This is a genomic window from Microcystis sp. LE19-41.2A, assembly GCF_027530405.1.
Classification (GTDB): domain Bacteria; phylum Cyanobacteriota; class Cyanobacteriia; order Cyanobacteriales; family Microcystaceae; genus Microcystis; species Microcystis aeruginosa.
Genome location: NZ_JAPZQJ010000139.1, coordinates 1 through 14,811, shown reverse-complemented (window position 1 = coordinate 14,811; position 14,811 = coordinate 1). Strand labels below are relative to the sequence as shown.

Sequence of the window (14,811 nt, the reverse complement as noted above, 5' to 3'; positions counted from 1 at the left end):
CTTTCAAATATTTTGAGTATAAATACTCTATATACTCACTTCTCTGCGATGCAGTCGCACTCGCGGGAGCGCATTTTGTAGCTTGCTTAAAGCTTTGTTTCTGTCTGTATCACTTGTTACTTTTTAAAATGAGAATTGCTGTTAACCCGACTTTTTTAACAATTGTCGGCAAAATTTTGCTTGCTTTTTTCACGGCTTTTTGAGATGATATTTTTATAAGACTTCATACACGATGGAGTGGTGGCAACCAAAAAAATATAAACAGATTCCCATTATAAAAAAAAGTATAACCGAAGCCAGCGCCCAAGTCAAGGGATCACTCCTTTTTTTTGAGAAGTTTTCCAAGAAAAAAATCCAAGAGGCAGCCGGAGATATTCGGTTTTTCTTCACTTTTTGGGCGAAAAAACCCTTTTAGGATGCCTATAATAGGAGATAGAAAGGGTTAAAAACAAAAAAAATGGCGGAGAGAGTCCAGAAAATCCTTGCCCAGTGGGGAATTGCCTCCCGAAGAAGGGCGGAGGAGATGATCGTAGCCGGCCGGGTGAGACGGAATGGCAAAATCGTGCAGTTAGGAGAAAAAGCCGACCCCGAAAAAGATCACCTAGAAATAGACGGAAAAAAAATTGAACCGGCCAATCGTCCCAAAAGATTGTATATACTGGTCAACAAACCCATTGGTGTGGTTTCTACCTGTAAGGATCCGCAAAACCGGCCGACGGTGATTGACCTTTTGCCCGACTCCCTCGCCAGCGAGACGGGGTTACATCCCGTAGGAAGGTTGGACATCAACACCACTGGGGCTTTACTCCTCACCAACGACGGTCAACTCACCCTCACCCTCACCCATCCCCGTTATCATTTGCCCAAAACCTATCGGGTTTGGCTAGATGGTGCGATTGATAGACTTGCTCTCCAGCGTTGGCGAGAAGGTATCCTCTTAGGGGGAAAAAAAACCTTACCCGCACAGGTTGAGATACTCAAGCAAACCGACCAAAAAACCCTACTAGAAGTTATTTTAGTGGAGGGAAGAAATCGGCAGATTCGCTCTGTAGCCGAAGAATTAGGTTATCACGTCCTGAAACTTCATCGCAGTGCTATCGGTCGTATTCAACTAAACTCCGGTAATAATTCCCCCTTACCCTTGGGTGATTACCGTTTTTTAACCCTTGATGAACTGAAATATTTAAAGAACCAGATTAACTAAGCTGAAAGTCAGCCCCTAATAGCGATATGTTTCGCCTTCTCCAATCACAACTCGACCCCCAGCATAAACAGCGCACCAAATTACTGGAAATCGGCGTTTATTTGCAAAAAAATCGCCTAGAACAGTCCCTTTCTCTCGAGGAAATTGCCCAGAAAACCTTAATCCCGCGCCATCGTCTAGAAGCGCTGGAAGCGGGAGATTTGGAGGCATTACCCGAACCGATTTATATTCGTTGGTTAATCAAACAATTTGCCGATAGTCTGGCCCTGGATGGTGAGGCGATTAGTCGGCGTTTTCCCACCAAGGTCAATAACTTTTTCAGGGGAACAAAACCGTCTTTATCGCTGCCGAGTCTTCAAATTCGCCCGATTCATCTCTATTTTCTCTATTTAATCCTAGTTATTGGTTCCGTACAAACCCTATCCCACGTCCTGCAAAAATCGGTACTGCAATCGAATCGCTTACCGCCGCCTTCCTTGCCACAACAGCAAATTGTCCAACCGAAAAGCAATCCCCTTCAACCGGTAGCCAACAAAACCAGCAATAATCAGCAGCTGGTGGTGGGGGTAAAACTGGAGGATGACTGCTGGCTGCGGGTGGTGGTGGATGGCAAGACAGAATTTGAGGGTGTACTGCCCCAAGGAAGCCATCGCACTTGGCAAGCAAACCGAGAATTAACCGTGAGGGCGGGTAATGCCGGCGGGGTTTACGTTGCCGTTAATAATGCCCATGCTAAACAACTGGGGCAACCGGGCAAAGTCGAGGAAGTCACCTACCGGGCAAATTGAGCTAATTTATGCAAAAGGTTTTTTCACCCCTCGATCGCCTTCAGGGAGGGTTAATCGGGGCATATATCGGGGAATCCTTGCATAATCAGCCCCTAATACCAGCCTTTAACTATGAGGCGACACCGAGGACGATCCTGCTTTTGCAAGCTCTGCAATCTCAGGAGGATTTTTCCCTTGCGATCGCAGCCAAGCAGCAGTCGGAATCGGCGTTATTATTTGTGCTGTTACCGGAGATTTTAACCTGGCCTGACCATGGGGAACGTTGGCAAGCTAGATTAAATTTTTGGCTGAAAAAGGGCTTAATTTCCGATTTAACCCGACAAGAAGCGATAATTTGGGGAGAGGCTGTAGGTCTGTTATTACGGGGAAAAAGGCCTTTAAATCAGTTAATAGGGCAATTGCTAACTATTAACCCCAAGAATAAGCTATTAGAGCAGATTCAGTCAGCTTTAAGGCAAAATCATCCCTTAGAGTCCATTTTATCGGCTTGGGCGAAAGATAGCTCACCTTTAGGAATTGCGATCGCAGCTTCTCTCTATACCTTTCTGCAAACGACCGAGGATTTCGCCGTTAGCGTGCGTCGCGCTAATTCTAGTCCCTATCAACGGCAATTAACCACCACTTTAGCGGGAATTTGGGCGGGATTGTACAACGGTATCGAGGGGATTCCCCTAGCTTGGCGGCAAAATTTGCCGACAGAGCCAGTTAAACAGCAATTAATGGATAAAGCTGGGGAAATCTATCGAATTTCTTTGGGTATATCTCCTCATCTTGTCCTATCTCCCCATACTGCCGTCGATTACGGGGGAACAATCCAACCCCGTCCCAGCTTAAAATTGGTCTCTCAAGATAAGTAGGGGTTGCTGAAAAAGTTTTTCCTGGTGTGGGGTGTGGGGTGTGGGGTGTGGGGTGTGGGGTTTTACCGATTTTGAGGGGGTCAATTACCTAATTTTCAGGGAAAAAGTCCAGGGATTTTCCCCCCAATCACTCCAATGGTCGGCACTTTTTGAGGTCAAAAAAGTCTAAAAGCCTTATCCAACAAGGTTTTTAGATTTATTCAGCATACCCTACTTAGTTTGAAAGATATTTTGTACCATTTTTTTATCCAAACCTGCGGCAATTTTATCTAATTCTGCTATTTCCCCACTGTCTAAACTCCATCCTAAAGCGCCTAAATTCTCCTCAGCTTGCCGAACATTTTTAGCTCCGGGTATAGGAATTGTTCCCTTACAGATACACCAATTTAAGGCAACTTGACTAATAGTCTTATTTTTAGCTTGGGCGATAACTTCTAGGCAACTCATCAGAGGAGAAATAGCGGGAATTAATTGACCAAAAAGGAAGCGACGTAATCCTGGGGGTAAGTTTTTATTATCTCGATATTTCCCGGTTAATAACCCCAAAGCTAAGGGACTATAGGCAATAATTTTAATACCCAATTGCTCACATAGTTCCTTTAATCCTAAGTCAGTGAGGGGATAGGTAGAAAGGAGAGAATACTGTACCTGTAAACTGGTAATAGGAATGCCGCGACTGGCAAACTTTTGATAGGCAGACTTCAATCTTTTCGGTCCAAAATTGGATAAACCGACTCCTTTAACTAACCCCTTTTCCAGACAATCTCCCAATCCGTCTAATAATCCTCCCTCCTGCCATGGCGCATAATTGCCCGTTGACCAGTGCATTTGCACTAAATCCACTGGGCGGCCTAGTCTGGTTGCCGAAGCTTGACAAGCTTTCACCATGGCATGACGGGTTAAACGCCAAGGATAAGGGGCGAGTTTGGTAGCAATACGAATATGATCAGCGTTATAACCGCTATATTCCCCTGTAAAGCGTCCTAATAGCTTCTCACTCTGTCCGTTGAGTTTGCCTGTCCCGTAGGAGTCTCCCGTATCAAATAGGGTGACACCCCGCTCGACGCAGAGATTAAAAACCGCTTGTAACTGGCTATCCATACTCTCATCGTAACCCCAGAGAAGACGATTTCCCCAGGCCCAAGTACCGCAGCCCATGGGGGGAAGGGATAGAGTTTGATCTGTGACTGTCAAGGGATTCATGGGTTAGTTTCTCTGGGTTTTTTCTCAAGCTTTCAGCAAGATATTTTATACTAAATCTGGTTATTAAAGACTGATTATTTATTCCCCTTTTTGACTTTTGCATGAGAAGAAAACGGGTTTCTCCGAGAAACCCGTTTTCTGTACTAAATCGACTTAGGTTTTTGTTTAACAAATAATCCCCGCAACCAATAGTAAAAACTATCGATATAAGTAAAGATTACCGGCACAACCACCAAAGTTAACAGGGTGGAAGTGGTAAAACCACCAATAACGGCAATCGCCATCGGTGCGCGAATTTCCCCATCTGCACCCAAAGCTAAAGCAATCGGTAACATCCCGGCAATTGTGGAAACGGAGGTCATAATAATTGGTCGTAAACGAGAGACTCCCGAATCAATCATCGCCTGAAACTGCGGTTTCCCTGCCTCAATGCCACTCAGGGCAAAATCGACTAACAGAATCGCATTTTTAGTGACTAATCCCATCAGTAAAACTATGCCAATTAAAGCGTATAAACCTAACTCTTTTTGGGTAATTAAAAGAGCGATTAAAGTACCACCAATCGATAAAGGAAGGGAAGTTAAAATCGCTAGGGGATAGAGAAAATTGTTATACAACAAGACCAGAATCCCATAGATCGAAATAATTGCTAAACTTAATGCCCCCAAAAAACGAGCGAAGATATCGCGCATAATACGAGCATCACCAAAGGGTTCTTCTGTCACCTCTGGGGGTAAGTTTTTCATGATTGGTAAAGTGCGAATTTGTGTCACCGCACTTCCCAAAGAAACTCCCTCTAAATTAGCTCCAATATTAACCTGACGTTGACGGTTAAAGCGTTGAATTTCCGCAGGTCCACTACCTAAGCTAATTGTCGCCACCGAGTTAAGCGGTACTAACGTCCCATTACTGCTAGGAACGCGCAAATTTTGCAGAGTTTCTATCTCACTGCGTCCATCATTGGCAATTTTTACCCGGATGGGAATTTGTCGGTCAGCAAGGTTAAATTTAGCTAAATTAAACTCATTATCGCCGATTAAAGCTAAAGATGCAGTACGAGCGATCGCTCTGACCGAGACTCCCTGATCGGCAGCCCGGACAGGATCCGGTTGAATAATGATCTCCGGTTTAACTAAACTTACCCCGGAACTGACCTCGACAAAACCGGGTAAAGCCCGCATTTCTCGCTCTAATTTTTGGGCAGTTTGGGTTAAAATATCGCCATTTTCACTTTTTAAAATAATAGCGACATCCTTAGTGCTTCCTGCTCCCCCCTGCGCCCGAAAACTAACTCTAGCACCAGGTATCTTCTGGAAATCCAGGCGGGTTTGTTCCTCAAATTGCCGTTGAGTTAGCGATCGCTGTTCCTTAGGAACTAAATTAACATATATTAACCCCGTATTTACCCGTCCCGAATCTCCCGGAATAGCCAAAACATTAGCGACGGCGGTATTTTTTTGCAGTAAACTATTCACCTGATTAGCCACGGCAACAGTATCATTCAAAGTCGCACCGGGAGGCAATTCTAGGCTTATTGTACTTAATCCGGTATCCCCAGAACTAAATAACCCTTTTGGAATCAAGGGAACTAACTGTAAACTACCGATAAAAAAGGCCAAAGCCGCCAATAAAGTCAGGATTCGATGACGTAGGGACCAAGTTAACAAACTTTTGTAGGGACGAAAACGGGGGCGCGAGGAGGGATTATCATCACCAGTTTTGAGCTTTTTCGGCTGTAGAATATAGGCACTTAACATGGGAGTGACGGTGACAGCGATCAAACTGGAAAATAGGGTAGAAACCGCCACCGTAACGCCGAAAGGTTGAAAGAATTGCCCCGGCACACCGCCCATAAAAGCAACCGGCAGGAATACCGCTATAATTGCCGCCGCACTGGCTAAAACGGCTAATCCAATCTCTTTTGAGGCATCAAAGGCCGCTTGCAAGGGTTTTTTACCCATAGCTAAATGTTGATCGATGTCCTCCACCATACACACCGCATCATCGACAAGATTACCCAAAGCTAAAGCTAACGCCAGTAGAGTCATACCGTTAAGGGTATAATTTAGGGACTGCATCACCCAAAAAGTCGGGAAAATCGACAAAGGCAGGGCCAAACCCGTGATAATCGTGGCGCGCCAATTGCCTAAAAATAGACCCACCGTGATCACCGTCATGATGCAACCGATGATCAGATCGCTCAGAAGGCTTTCGTAACTAGCACGAATTGAGTCAGCACGGGTAAAAATTAATTTAAATTTAATGTCTTCGGGCAGTTTTTTCTTTAAATTCTCGATTTCTTGACGTACTGCTGTTTCTACCGTGACCAAGGTGCTGCCAGTCCCCCGTAAAATCGAAAAACCCACCACTGGCTGCCCATCTAAGAGGGCCATTTGTCGGGGATCGCTGGAACTATCCCTAACTGTCCCTAAATTGCTTAAGGGGACGGTATCACCGTTAGGTAAAGAGATTTGATAATTTCTTAAATCTTCGATCGTTTCAGCGCTGCCGAGGGTGCGGACAGTTTGTTCACTGCCACCGATTTCCGAGCGCCCTCCGGGTAAATTAATATTAAAACTACGAATTTGGTCATTAACCGCCGTGGCCGTGATACCGTAGGCGATCAGACGACCGGGATCTAAATCTACACGCACTTCTCGATCGACTCCCCCAACGCGATCAACTCGTGCTACCCCCGGCACTCCCGTTAAAGCGCGGCCAATTTGACGATCGACTAGATCACTTAATTCGGCGATCGATCTTTTCGGGGAGGAGATGGTATAGTTCATCACCGCACCCCCGGCAAATTCTAAACGTTGGACAATTGGATCATTAGCATCTTGGGGTAAATCCTGCCGAATTTGCGCTATGGCATTACGCACATCATTGGTAGCGCGATCGCTGTTAGTGCCAAGGATAAAGTTAACGGTGGTGGTGCTGCTGCCTTCGTTGATGGTAGAAGTAATTTGATCGATATTACCCAAAGCAGCCACCGCATCCTCGACTTTTTTGGTGACTTGGGTTTCCAATTCCTCTGGACCTGCGCCGGGTTGATTAACGGTGATAATCACGGCCGGAATGTCAATATTAGGAGAGCGATCGATCCCTAATCCTAGAAAGGCAATGTATCCCATTAAGGCCATAACCAGGGAGATCAGGATCGTCGGAATGGGATTTTTGATAGACCAATTAGAAATATTAAAAGCCATAATTTCAGTTATCAGTTATCAGTTATCAGTTATCAGTTATCACTGATTGCTGTAATTTTGTCGCCATCACCGAGATAGGCTGCCCCTTTGACCACAATGCGATCGCCCGCTTGTAAACCAGTGAGAATTTCCACGCGGTTATTGGGCATAATTTGACCTAATTGCACAGTTTTGGCGGTAACGGTGTTATCAGGTTCAACTAAATAAACTAGAGCTTGATTATCTTTTTGGGGTAAAACTGCGGTCATGGGGACGGTTAAACTATTGCTAGTATTCGTCACGATCGCACCTCGTAAAAACATCCCCGGTTTTAACCCTGTATTGTCGGTTAAATCGACTTTAACCGTTGCCTGACGGGATGCCTCATCGACGATGGGATTAATTTCGCGCACCTGTCCCGATAATTTTAAACTGCTATTAGCATCGGAAGTGATAGTAACGGGCGCTCCGACGCGGATTAAGGGCAATTGATTCTCAGGAACCCGCAATCTTAGCTCTAAACGCCCATTTTCGATGATTTTAAAGAGAGCATTTTGACCGTTGGTGGTATCCCCGATGCGGCCATTTCTTTCGGCAATTTTGCCACTGACCGGGGAAATCAGGCGCGTCTCGTTTAATTGGGCGTTAACAATGGCTAAACGGCTTTGAGCTTCCGCTAATTGGGCTGTAGCTTGGGCTATCACTTCAGGACGATTGCCTGCTTGCAATTGTGCCAGTTGCTGCTCTGCTTCTCCTAAACGGGATTGGGTCTGTTGTACGATCGCCGCTTGCTTTCTTTCTTCATTGAGGACTTCATCGAGACGATCCCGGGCGATCGCTCCTTCCGCTTCTAAACTTTGGTTTCTCTGGACGCGTTTTTTGGCCAAATCCCAATCCGATTGAGCTTGACTAATTTCGGCTTTTATGCGTTGAATAGTTTGTTTAGCTCCAGCGATCTCCTCTTTACGGCTACCCGCTTGCAATTCTGCCAAACGCGCCCGGGATTGGGCGACATTTGCCTGTGCTTGGGTTAATTGCGCTTGTAGGACGGTATCATCGAGACGAGCCAAAATTTGACCTTGGCTGACCCTATCCCCTTCATCCACAAAGATTTCTTTGATTTGTAGTCCCGTCGCTTGGGAAAGAATCGGGATTAATTCATCGGCTGCCACGCTTCCAGTCGCTTTCAGGGTGCGGGCCACGGGAGTAAATTCTACCCTAGTGGTGGTTACTGTTTGTGCTGGTGCTTCATTTTTTGCCGCTACGGGCTGAGTATTGGGGTTTTGGGCTGTTTGGGGTCGATTAGCGAAACGAGTCGCCCCCAGGGTCAATAAAACCCCCAATCCCACACCGATAAATAAACCCTTTCCTCCCGATAGCCACGAGTTGGTTTTTGTCGGTTTTGGCGAGTATTCGGGTTCCTCTGGCTCAATTTCGGGTTTAAATGCGATTTCTTCGGGAACTAGCGAATTATCGGCTGAATGCTGGTTATTTTCTAGGGTATCTGGCCGCACGGTCTGCCCTCTCGGTAGATTCTGGATAAAATGTTAAGTTTTGTATCCATTTATAATCTAACGGAAAAAGGTCACGGGTGGGGAAAGTGAGAAAGTGGACTTGCTGTAAAAATCCCAAATTGTCGTGGTTGGTGAGGATTCAGTAGGCAGTAGTCAGGAGACAGTAGGCAGTAGTCAGGAGACTCCGAGACAGGAGACAGGAGAATTAAGAATGAGTAATAATCAATTAAATGGTTTATTTAGAGATTTTATGCCAGTTAATCTGGCTCTCCCCTACTTGTGGTCATAAGAAAAAGTTATGAAAAAGTCAGAGATCCAAATTTTCCTAGCTCACGCTAATGAGGATAAACCAGCAGTTTTGGCACTGTATGACCGCCTCAAGCAAGCGGGATATAAACCTTGGTTGGATAAAAAAGACCTGATTCCGGGTCAAATTTGGCGAGATGAAATTCCGAAAGCGATTAAAGCTAGTCAGATTTTTCTCGCCTGTCTGTCAGGGAAATCGGCTAATAAGCAGGGATATATCCAACGGGAGTTGAGGATTGCACTTGATACCTTGGGACAGATGCTACCGGGGACAATTTTTTTTATTCCCATGAGGTTAGAAGAATGCGAAATTCCTGATCTGCGACTTGCAGAAGTTAGCTTGAATCTGCGAGATATTCACCAGCTTGATTATTGGGAAGAAGACGGATTTGAGCAACTAGAAAGAGCAATTGGCTATCAGTTCAAGCTTGAACCGGAAGAGCCAAAACAACTGTTATCAGTATTTAACTTTGAGGTGGTGGGAGTAAATGCGAAGGGTGAGCAAATTAGAAAAGAGTCGAAACAGTCCCAATATTTCAGGGAAGATCTGGGCAAAGGCATCACCTTAGAAATGGTCGCCATTCCGGGGGGAACTTTCCTGATGGGAACAGAAGATGAGGAAATCGAAAGACTGGTTAAAAAATTTAATTGGGAAGGATTTAGAAGGGAAAGACCACAACATGAAGTAACTGTCCCACCCTTCTTTATGGGTAAATACCCCATCACCCAGGCCCAGTGGAAAGCGATCGCCTCTCGCACGGATTTAAAAGTTAAACAAGACCTTGATTTCAAGCCAGCCTATTTTAAAGACCGTCCCGATAGCGATCGCCGTCCCGTGGAACAAGTCAACTGGTACGATGCGATCGAGTTCTGTGCGAGATTATCAAAACTAACGGTTCGGGAATACCGACTACCGAGTGAAGCGGAATGGGAATACGCTTGTCGTGCTGGAACCACCACCCCGTTTTACTTTGGGGAAACCATTACGGGGGAATTGGCTAACTACAATGCCAGTAATACCTACGCCGATGAACCGAACGGAGAATATCGAAACGAAACAACTCGCGTGGGACAATTTCCCCCAAACGCCTTTGGACTGTACGATATGCACGGCAATGTCCGGGAGTGGTGCGCCGATACTTGGCACGATAACTATGACGGTGCGCCGACGGATGGCAGTGTCTGGATAGAAAATGGTAATGATAATCGTTCTCCTCTGCGGGGCGGTTCCTGGGGCTACAATCCTACTTACTGCCGTTCCGCGATTCGCTACGACTACTACTTCCGCCGCGTCAACCGCATCAACAATTACGGTTTTCGGGTAGCCTGCGTTTTCGGGAGAACTCTCTAACCCTTTTTCCTTTTTCCCCTTTTACCCTCATTCCCTATTTTTTCTTTTTTCTTTTCTTTCCCGCCCTTAGGCGGGTCGATTTTGTAGGGGCGAACTCGACCCATTTGGTCGATTTTTGCTTAACAATTGTCAAGGATTGTTAAGATGCGCTTACCCTGCACTTTTCCCCTAGTTCCCAAAACTAAACTCTAGGAATTTTTAGCCACTGCTAAAGAGGATTAAGTGAGGGCAGAAAAGAATTTAAGAGCATGGGTTGTTAGTCAACTAGCTAAAAATAATTAACTAGGGTTTGCTGAAAAAGTTTGTTGGTGGGGTTAGGAGCCGGTCGTCAGGAGTCAGGAGAATTAAGAATGAGTAATAATCAATTAAATGGTTTATTTAGGGTTGGCTGAATAAATGTGAAATGTAGGCAAGGTAAGGGTTTTGTGGCTCTTCTCTTGAAACAGGTGCCAGATTTTGAGAGAATCGTCCTTCAAAACCTTGCGTCTTCATCGGCCCGCGTCCTGTAGGGGCGAAGCATTCGGGCAATAACCTATCGGTGAAACTGGAGATTTTCTATCCGAATGCTTCGCCCGTACTTTTTCAGCAAGCCCTATTTAGAGATTTTCTGCCAGTTAATCTGGCTCTCCCCTACTTGTGGTCATAAGAAAAAGTTATGAAAAAGTCAGAGATCCAAATTTTCCTAGCTCACGCTAGTGAGGACAAACCAGCAGTTTTGGCACTGCATGAGCGCCTTAAGCAAGCGGGATATAAACCTTGGTTAGATAAAAAAGACCTGATTCCGGGCCAAAACTGGCGTTCAGTCATCCCCAAGGCGATCGCAGATAGTCAACTGTTCATCGCTTGTCTCTCCCAACGCTCGATTGCTAAACAAGGATTCGTGCAGCGGGAATTTAAAATGGCCCTCAATCAATATGCTGACAGACCGCCGAATTCAATCTATCTCATTCCGCTAAGATTGGATGAATGCGATATCCCCGACCTGCGACAGGAGGAGTATGGGTTGAACCTGCGAGACCTCCACTGGCTTGATTATTGGGAAGAAGACGGATTTGAGCAACTAGAAAGAGCAATTACCCATCAGTTCAATCCTGAACCGGAAGAACCAAAACAACCCGTAATCGTCACGCCACCGTTATCAGTATTTAACTTTGAGATCGTGCGAGTAAATGCGAAGGGTGAGCAAATCAAAAAAGAGTCGAAACAGTCCCAATATTTCAGCGAAGATTTGGGCAACGGCATCACCCTAGAAATGGTTGCCATCCCGGGGGGAACTTTCCTGATGGGTTCACCAGCAAATGAGAAAGATAGTTTTGGTGATGAACGTCCTCAACATGAGGTTAACGTCCCCACCTTTTTTATAGGTAAATATCCTATCACCCAAGCCCAGTGGCAAGCGATCGCCTCTCGCACGGATTTAAAAGTTGACCCTTCGGCTTCGCTCAGGGTCAACCTTGATCTCAACCCAGCCTATTTTAAAGACCGTCCCGATAGCGATCGCCGTCCCGTCGAACAAGTCAACTGGTACGATGCGATCGAATTTTGTGCGAGATTATCAAAACTAACGGTTCGGGAATACCGACTACCGAGTGAAGCGGAATGGGAGTACGCCTGTCGTGCTGGAACCACCACCCCATTTTACTTTGGGGAAACCATTACGGGGGAATTGGCTAACTACAATGCCAGTAATACCTACGCCGATGAACCGAACGGAGAATATCAAAACGAAACAACTCCCGTGGGAAAATTTCCACCCAATGCCTTCGGACTGTACGATATGCACGGCAATGTCTGGGAGTGGTGCGCCGATACTTGGCACGATAATTATGACGGTGCGCCGACGGATGGCAGTGCCTGGATAGAAAATGGGGATGATAATCGTTCTCCTCGGCGGGGCGGTTCCTGGGGCTTCATTCCTAATAGCTGCCGTTCCGCGTTTCGCATCAACTACATCCGCCGCGTCAACCGCCTCAACTATAACGGTTTTCGGGTAGTCTGCGTATTCGGGAGAACTCTCTAACCCTTTTGCCTTTTTCCCCTTTTACCCTCATTCCCTATTTTTTCTTTTTTCTTTTCTTTCCCGCCCTTAGGCGGGTCGATTTTGTAGGGGCGAGCTCGACCCATTTGGTCGATTTTTGCTTAACAATTGTTAAGGATTGTTAAGATGCGCTTACCCTGCACTTTTCCCCGAGTTCCCAAAACTAAACTCTAGGAATTTTTAGCCACTGCTAAAGAGGATGAAGTTAAAGCAGAAAAGAATTTAAGAGCATGGTGTCAACAGACTTGCAAAAATTAGGTGGGCAATGCCCACCCTAATCTTAGGATGGCGGTTTGTAGGTAGAAGCAACGGATAATTCCTTTAATTGCTTCGCTGCCACTGTTGAAGGTGCAGAAGTGAGTAAACAACTAGCTTGCTGGGTTTTCGGGAAAGCAATCACATCGCGAATTGATTCTTCCCCGGCTAACAACATCACCAAGCGATCTAAACCGTAGGCGATGCCACCGTGGGGAGGGGTTCCGTATTCAAAAGCTTCTAACAAAAAGCCGAATTTATTATAGGCTTCCTCTGGGGATAGACCGATGGTGGCGAAGACTTTTTCCTGTACTTCCCGTTGATAGATCCGCAAACTGCCGCCACCGATTTCAATACCATTAAAAATCATATCGTAGGCTAGGGCGCGAGCCTGGGCTAGATCGTCTAAATCTTCGGGATTAGGGGCAGTAAAAGGGTGATGCAATGCTTCTAGGCGTTTTTCCTCGGCGTTGTATTCAAACATCGGGAAATCCGTCACCCAGAGGAGGTTGATTTTATCAGGATCAATTAATCCCAATTGTTCCCCTAAAACTAAGCGTAGGCGGGATAGGGATTTATTGACTGTATCGGTATCTCCCGCCCCAAATAAGAGCAGATGCCCCGGTTTTGCGCCAGTCTTCTCGATTAAAGCCTGTTTTTGTGCCTCTGTCAGGTTATCTTTAATCGCACCGATGGTATCAAAATCGTAGTCCTCGCGCACGCGGATGTAGGCGATTCCCTTCGCCCCCGCATCGGTGGCTTCTTTGAATAAATCCCCACCCGGTTTGATTCTGACGTTAGAAATCGCCTCGTTACCGTTGGGAATCGGTAAAACTTTCACCGTCCCACCACTAGCGATCGCACCTGAAAACACCTTAAATCCCGAATCGGCAAAAATCTCCGCCACATTGACCAATTCCAAGCCAAAACGGGTATCAGGGCGATCGACCCCATAGCGATCCATAGCCTCAGCATAGGTTAAACGGGGCAGGGGCAGGCTTATATCGATATTTTTGACTTTTTTGAAGATATGAGCGATTAAAGCCTCATTCAGGGCTAAAATCTCAGGTAAAGAGAGAAAACTCATCTCCATATCCAACTGAGTAAATTCCGGTTGACGATCAGCGCGCAGATCTTCATCGCGGAAACAGCGGGCGATTTGATAGTAGCGATCCATTCCCGACACCATTAATAATTGCTTAAATAGTTGCGGTGATTGGGGTAAAGCGTACCATTGGCCAGGGTTGACACGGGAAGGAACCAGATAATCCCGCGCCCCTTCGGGAGTCGATCGAGTTAAAATTGGTGTTTCCACTTCGATAAAATGCTGTTCATCTTCGAGAAAACGGCGCATTTCTTTGACAACTTGGTGACGTAGTTGTAAATTCTGACTCATACGCTCCCGGCGTAGGTCTAGATAACGGTATCGCAAGCGCACATCTTCCCGGACCGATTCACTTTCGGAACTGGAGACGACAAAAGGCAATTGTTTAGTAACCCCGTTGAGAATCTCGATGCTAGTGGCGTAAATTTCGATTTCTCCGGTGGCAATGCGCGGGTTAAGGGATTCGGGGGGCCGTTGACTGACTGTTCCCGTCACCTTGATAACATACTCGTTTCTGACGGTTTCAGCGATGGGGTAGGAAGCGGGGGTTCGTTGGGGATCACTGACGATCTGGACAATACCACTGCGATCCCGTAGATCGATAAAAATAACGCCACCGTGATCGCGACGACGATCGACCCAACCGAAGAGGGTGACACTTTTTTCAATTTCGATCGCGCTAAGGTCGCCACAGTAGTGAGTTCGCATAGTCTAACTAGAGAATTACTTATATTACGAATGTAGTATAGAAAGGATGTGGCCAGAAAAAAATCAGACGGCCTTGTTCATTATGCCGGTATTTTGTCGCTCTTGTCCCTTTGTTTAGAGTATTTTTATGGTTTCCTAAGTAGCTGGTTTTAATTATAGCAATTCTCTGACTTATGAGGTACAGTAGCAACAGTGAGTAAACCAATTGCGAATATCTTTTTGAGTAACTTCTAACATAGCCAATTCAATCCCTTCTATTAAGTCTTTGTAAGTTCTCGCCTTCAGTTTTCTTAA

General features: G+C 45.9%; 11 protein-coding genes and 3 pseudogenes. 9 read left to right on the top strand and 5 right to left on the bottom strand.

Annotated features, from left to right (window positions below; genetic code table 11):
• The 4 genes from O9290_RS05985 to O9290_RS05970 form a co-directional block, all read left to right on the top strand.
• Positions 1-203: hypothetical protein (locus tag O9290_RS05985; RefSeq protein ID WP_288058939.1), on the top strand; the 203-nt coding region annotated here is incomplete at its 5' end.
• Positions 204-457: 254 nt separating this feature from the next.
• Positions 458-1,204, top strand: a complete 747-nt coding sequence (locus tag O9290_RS05980) for a pseudouridine synthase (protein ID WP_002758226.1) — start codon at positions 458-460, stop codon at positions 1,202-1,204.
• A gap of 26 nt (positions 1,205-1,230) precedes the next feature.
• Positions 1,231-1,992, top strand: a complete 762-nt coding sequence (locus O9290_RS05975; RefSeq protein WP_288058937.1) for a helix-turn-helix domain-containing protein — start codon at positions 1,231-1,233, stop codon at positions 1,990-1,992.
• A gap of 8 nt (positions 1,993-2,000) precedes the next feature.
• On the top strand, positions 2,001-2,849 hold the full coding sequence (locus tag O9290_RS05970) for an ADP-ribosylglycohydrolase family protein (protein WP_288058935.1): 849 nt from the start codon (positions 2,001-2,003) through the stop codon (positions 2,847-2,849).
• Between the two features lie 210 nt (positions 2,850-3,059).
• Here the strand turns inward: O9290_RS05970 and O9290_RS05965 are convergent, their stop codons facing one another.
• The 3 genes from O9290_RS05965 to O9290_RS05955 form a co-directional block, all read right to left on the bottom strand.
• Positions 3,060-4,052: an aldo/keto reductase gene (locus tag O9290_RS05965; protein WP_288058934.1), complete on the bottom strand. Its 993-nt coding sequence runs from the start codon at positions 4,050-4,052 to the stop codon at positions 3,060-3,062.
• Positions 4,053-4,195: 143 nt separating this feature from the next.
• Positions 4,196-7,261, bottom strand: a complete 3,066-nt coding sequence (locus tag O9290_RS05960; RefSeq protein ID WP_288058932.1) for an efflux RND transporter permease subunit — start codon at positions 7,259-7,261, stop codon at positions 4,196-4,198.
• Positions 7,262-7,293: 32 nt separating this feature from the next.
• Positions 7,294-8,754: an efflux RND transporter periplasmic adaptor subunit gene (locus O9290_RS05955; RefSeq protein WP_288058930.1), complete on the bottom strand. Its 1,461-nt coding sequence runs from the start codon at positions 8,752-8,754 to the stop codon at positions 7,294-7,296.
• Between the two features lie 124 nt (positions 8,755-8,878).
• Between O9290_RS05955 and O9290_RS05950 the strand changes: the two genes are divergently transcribed.
• The 5 genes and pseudogenes from O9290_RS05950 to O9290_RS28100 all read left to right on the top strand — a co-directional run.
• Positions 8,879-9,043: a hypothetical protein gene (locus O9290_RS05950; protein ID WP_002796947.1), complete on the top strand. Its 165-nt coding sequence runs from the start codon at positions 8,879-8,881 to the stop codon at positions 9,041-9,043.
• Positions 9,044-9,052: 9 nt separating this feature from the next.
• On the top strand, positions 9,053-10,411 hold the full coding sequence (locus O9290_RS05945; protein ID WP_002758234.1) for an SUMF1/EgtB/PvdO family nonheme iron enzyme: 1,359 nt from the start codon (positions 9,053-9,055) through the stop codon (positions 10,409-10,411).
• A 159-nt stretch (positions 10,412-10,570) separates the two neighbouring features.
• Positions 10,571-10,693, top strand: a pseudogene (locus O9290_RS28105) (Uma2 family endonuclease); the annotation flags it as partial.
• Positions 10,694-11,066: 373 nt separating this feature from the next.
• Complete coding sequence (locus tag O9290_RS05940) at positions 11,067-12,431, top strand: SUMF1/EgtB/PvdO family nonheme iron enzyme (protein WP_288058928.1); 1,365 nt, start codon at positions 11,067-11,069, stop codon at positions 12,429-12,431.
• A 159-nt stretch (positions 12,432-12,590) separates the two neighbouring features.
• A pseudogene (locus O9290_RS28100) lies at positions 12,591-12,707 on the top strand (Uma2 family endonuclease); the annotation flags it as partial.
• Between the two features lie 22 nt (positions 12,708-12,729).
• Here O9290_RS28100 and aspS read toward each other — a convergent pair.
• On the bottom strand, positions 12,730-14,517 hold the full coding sequence (aspS, locus tag O9290_RS05935) for an aspartate--tRNA ligase (protein WP_288025495.1): 1,788 nt from the start codon (positions 14,515-14,517) through the stop codon (positions 12,730-12,732).
• 171 nt (positions 14,518-14,688) lie between these two features.
• Positions 14,689-14,811 (bottom strand): annotated as a pseudogene (locus O9290_RS05930) (IS630-like element ISMae26 family transposase); the annotation flags it as partial.

Excerpts from the sequence above, each read along its gene's own strand:
- O9290_RS05980 (WP_002758226.1), top strand. The coding sequence starts at position 458 with ATGGCGGAGAGAGTCCAGAAAATCCTTGCCCAGTGGGGAATTGCCTCC.
- O9290_RS05975 (WP_288058937.1), top strand. The coding sequence starts at position 1,231 with ATGTTTCGCCTTCTCCAATCACAACTCGACCCCCAGCATAAACAGCGC.
- O9290_RS05970 (WP_288058935.1), top strand. The coding sequence starts at position 2,001 with ATGCAAAAGGTTTTTTCACCCCTCGATCGCCTTCAGGGAGGGTTAATC.
- O9290_RS05965 (WP_288058934.1), bottom strand. The coding sequence starts at position 4,052 with ATGAATCCCTTGACAGTCACAGATCAAACTCTATCCCTTCCCCCCATG.
- O9290_RS05960 (WP_288058932.1), bottom strand. The coding sequence starts at position 7,261 with ATGGCTTTTAATATTTCTAATTGGTCTATCAAAAATCCCATTCCGACG.
- O9290_RS05945 (WP_002758234.1), top strand. The coding sequence starts at position 9,053 with ATGAAAAAGTCAGAGATCCAAATTTTCCTAGCTCACGCTAATGAGGAT.
- O9290_RS05940 (WP_288058928.1), top strand. The coding sequence starts at position 11,067 with ATGAAAAAGTCAGAGATCCAAATTTTCCTAGCTCACGCTAGTGAGGAC.
- aspS (WP_288025495.1), bottom strand. The coding sequence starts at position 14,517 with ATGCGAACTCACTACTGTGGCGACCTTAGCGCGATCGAAATTGAAAAA.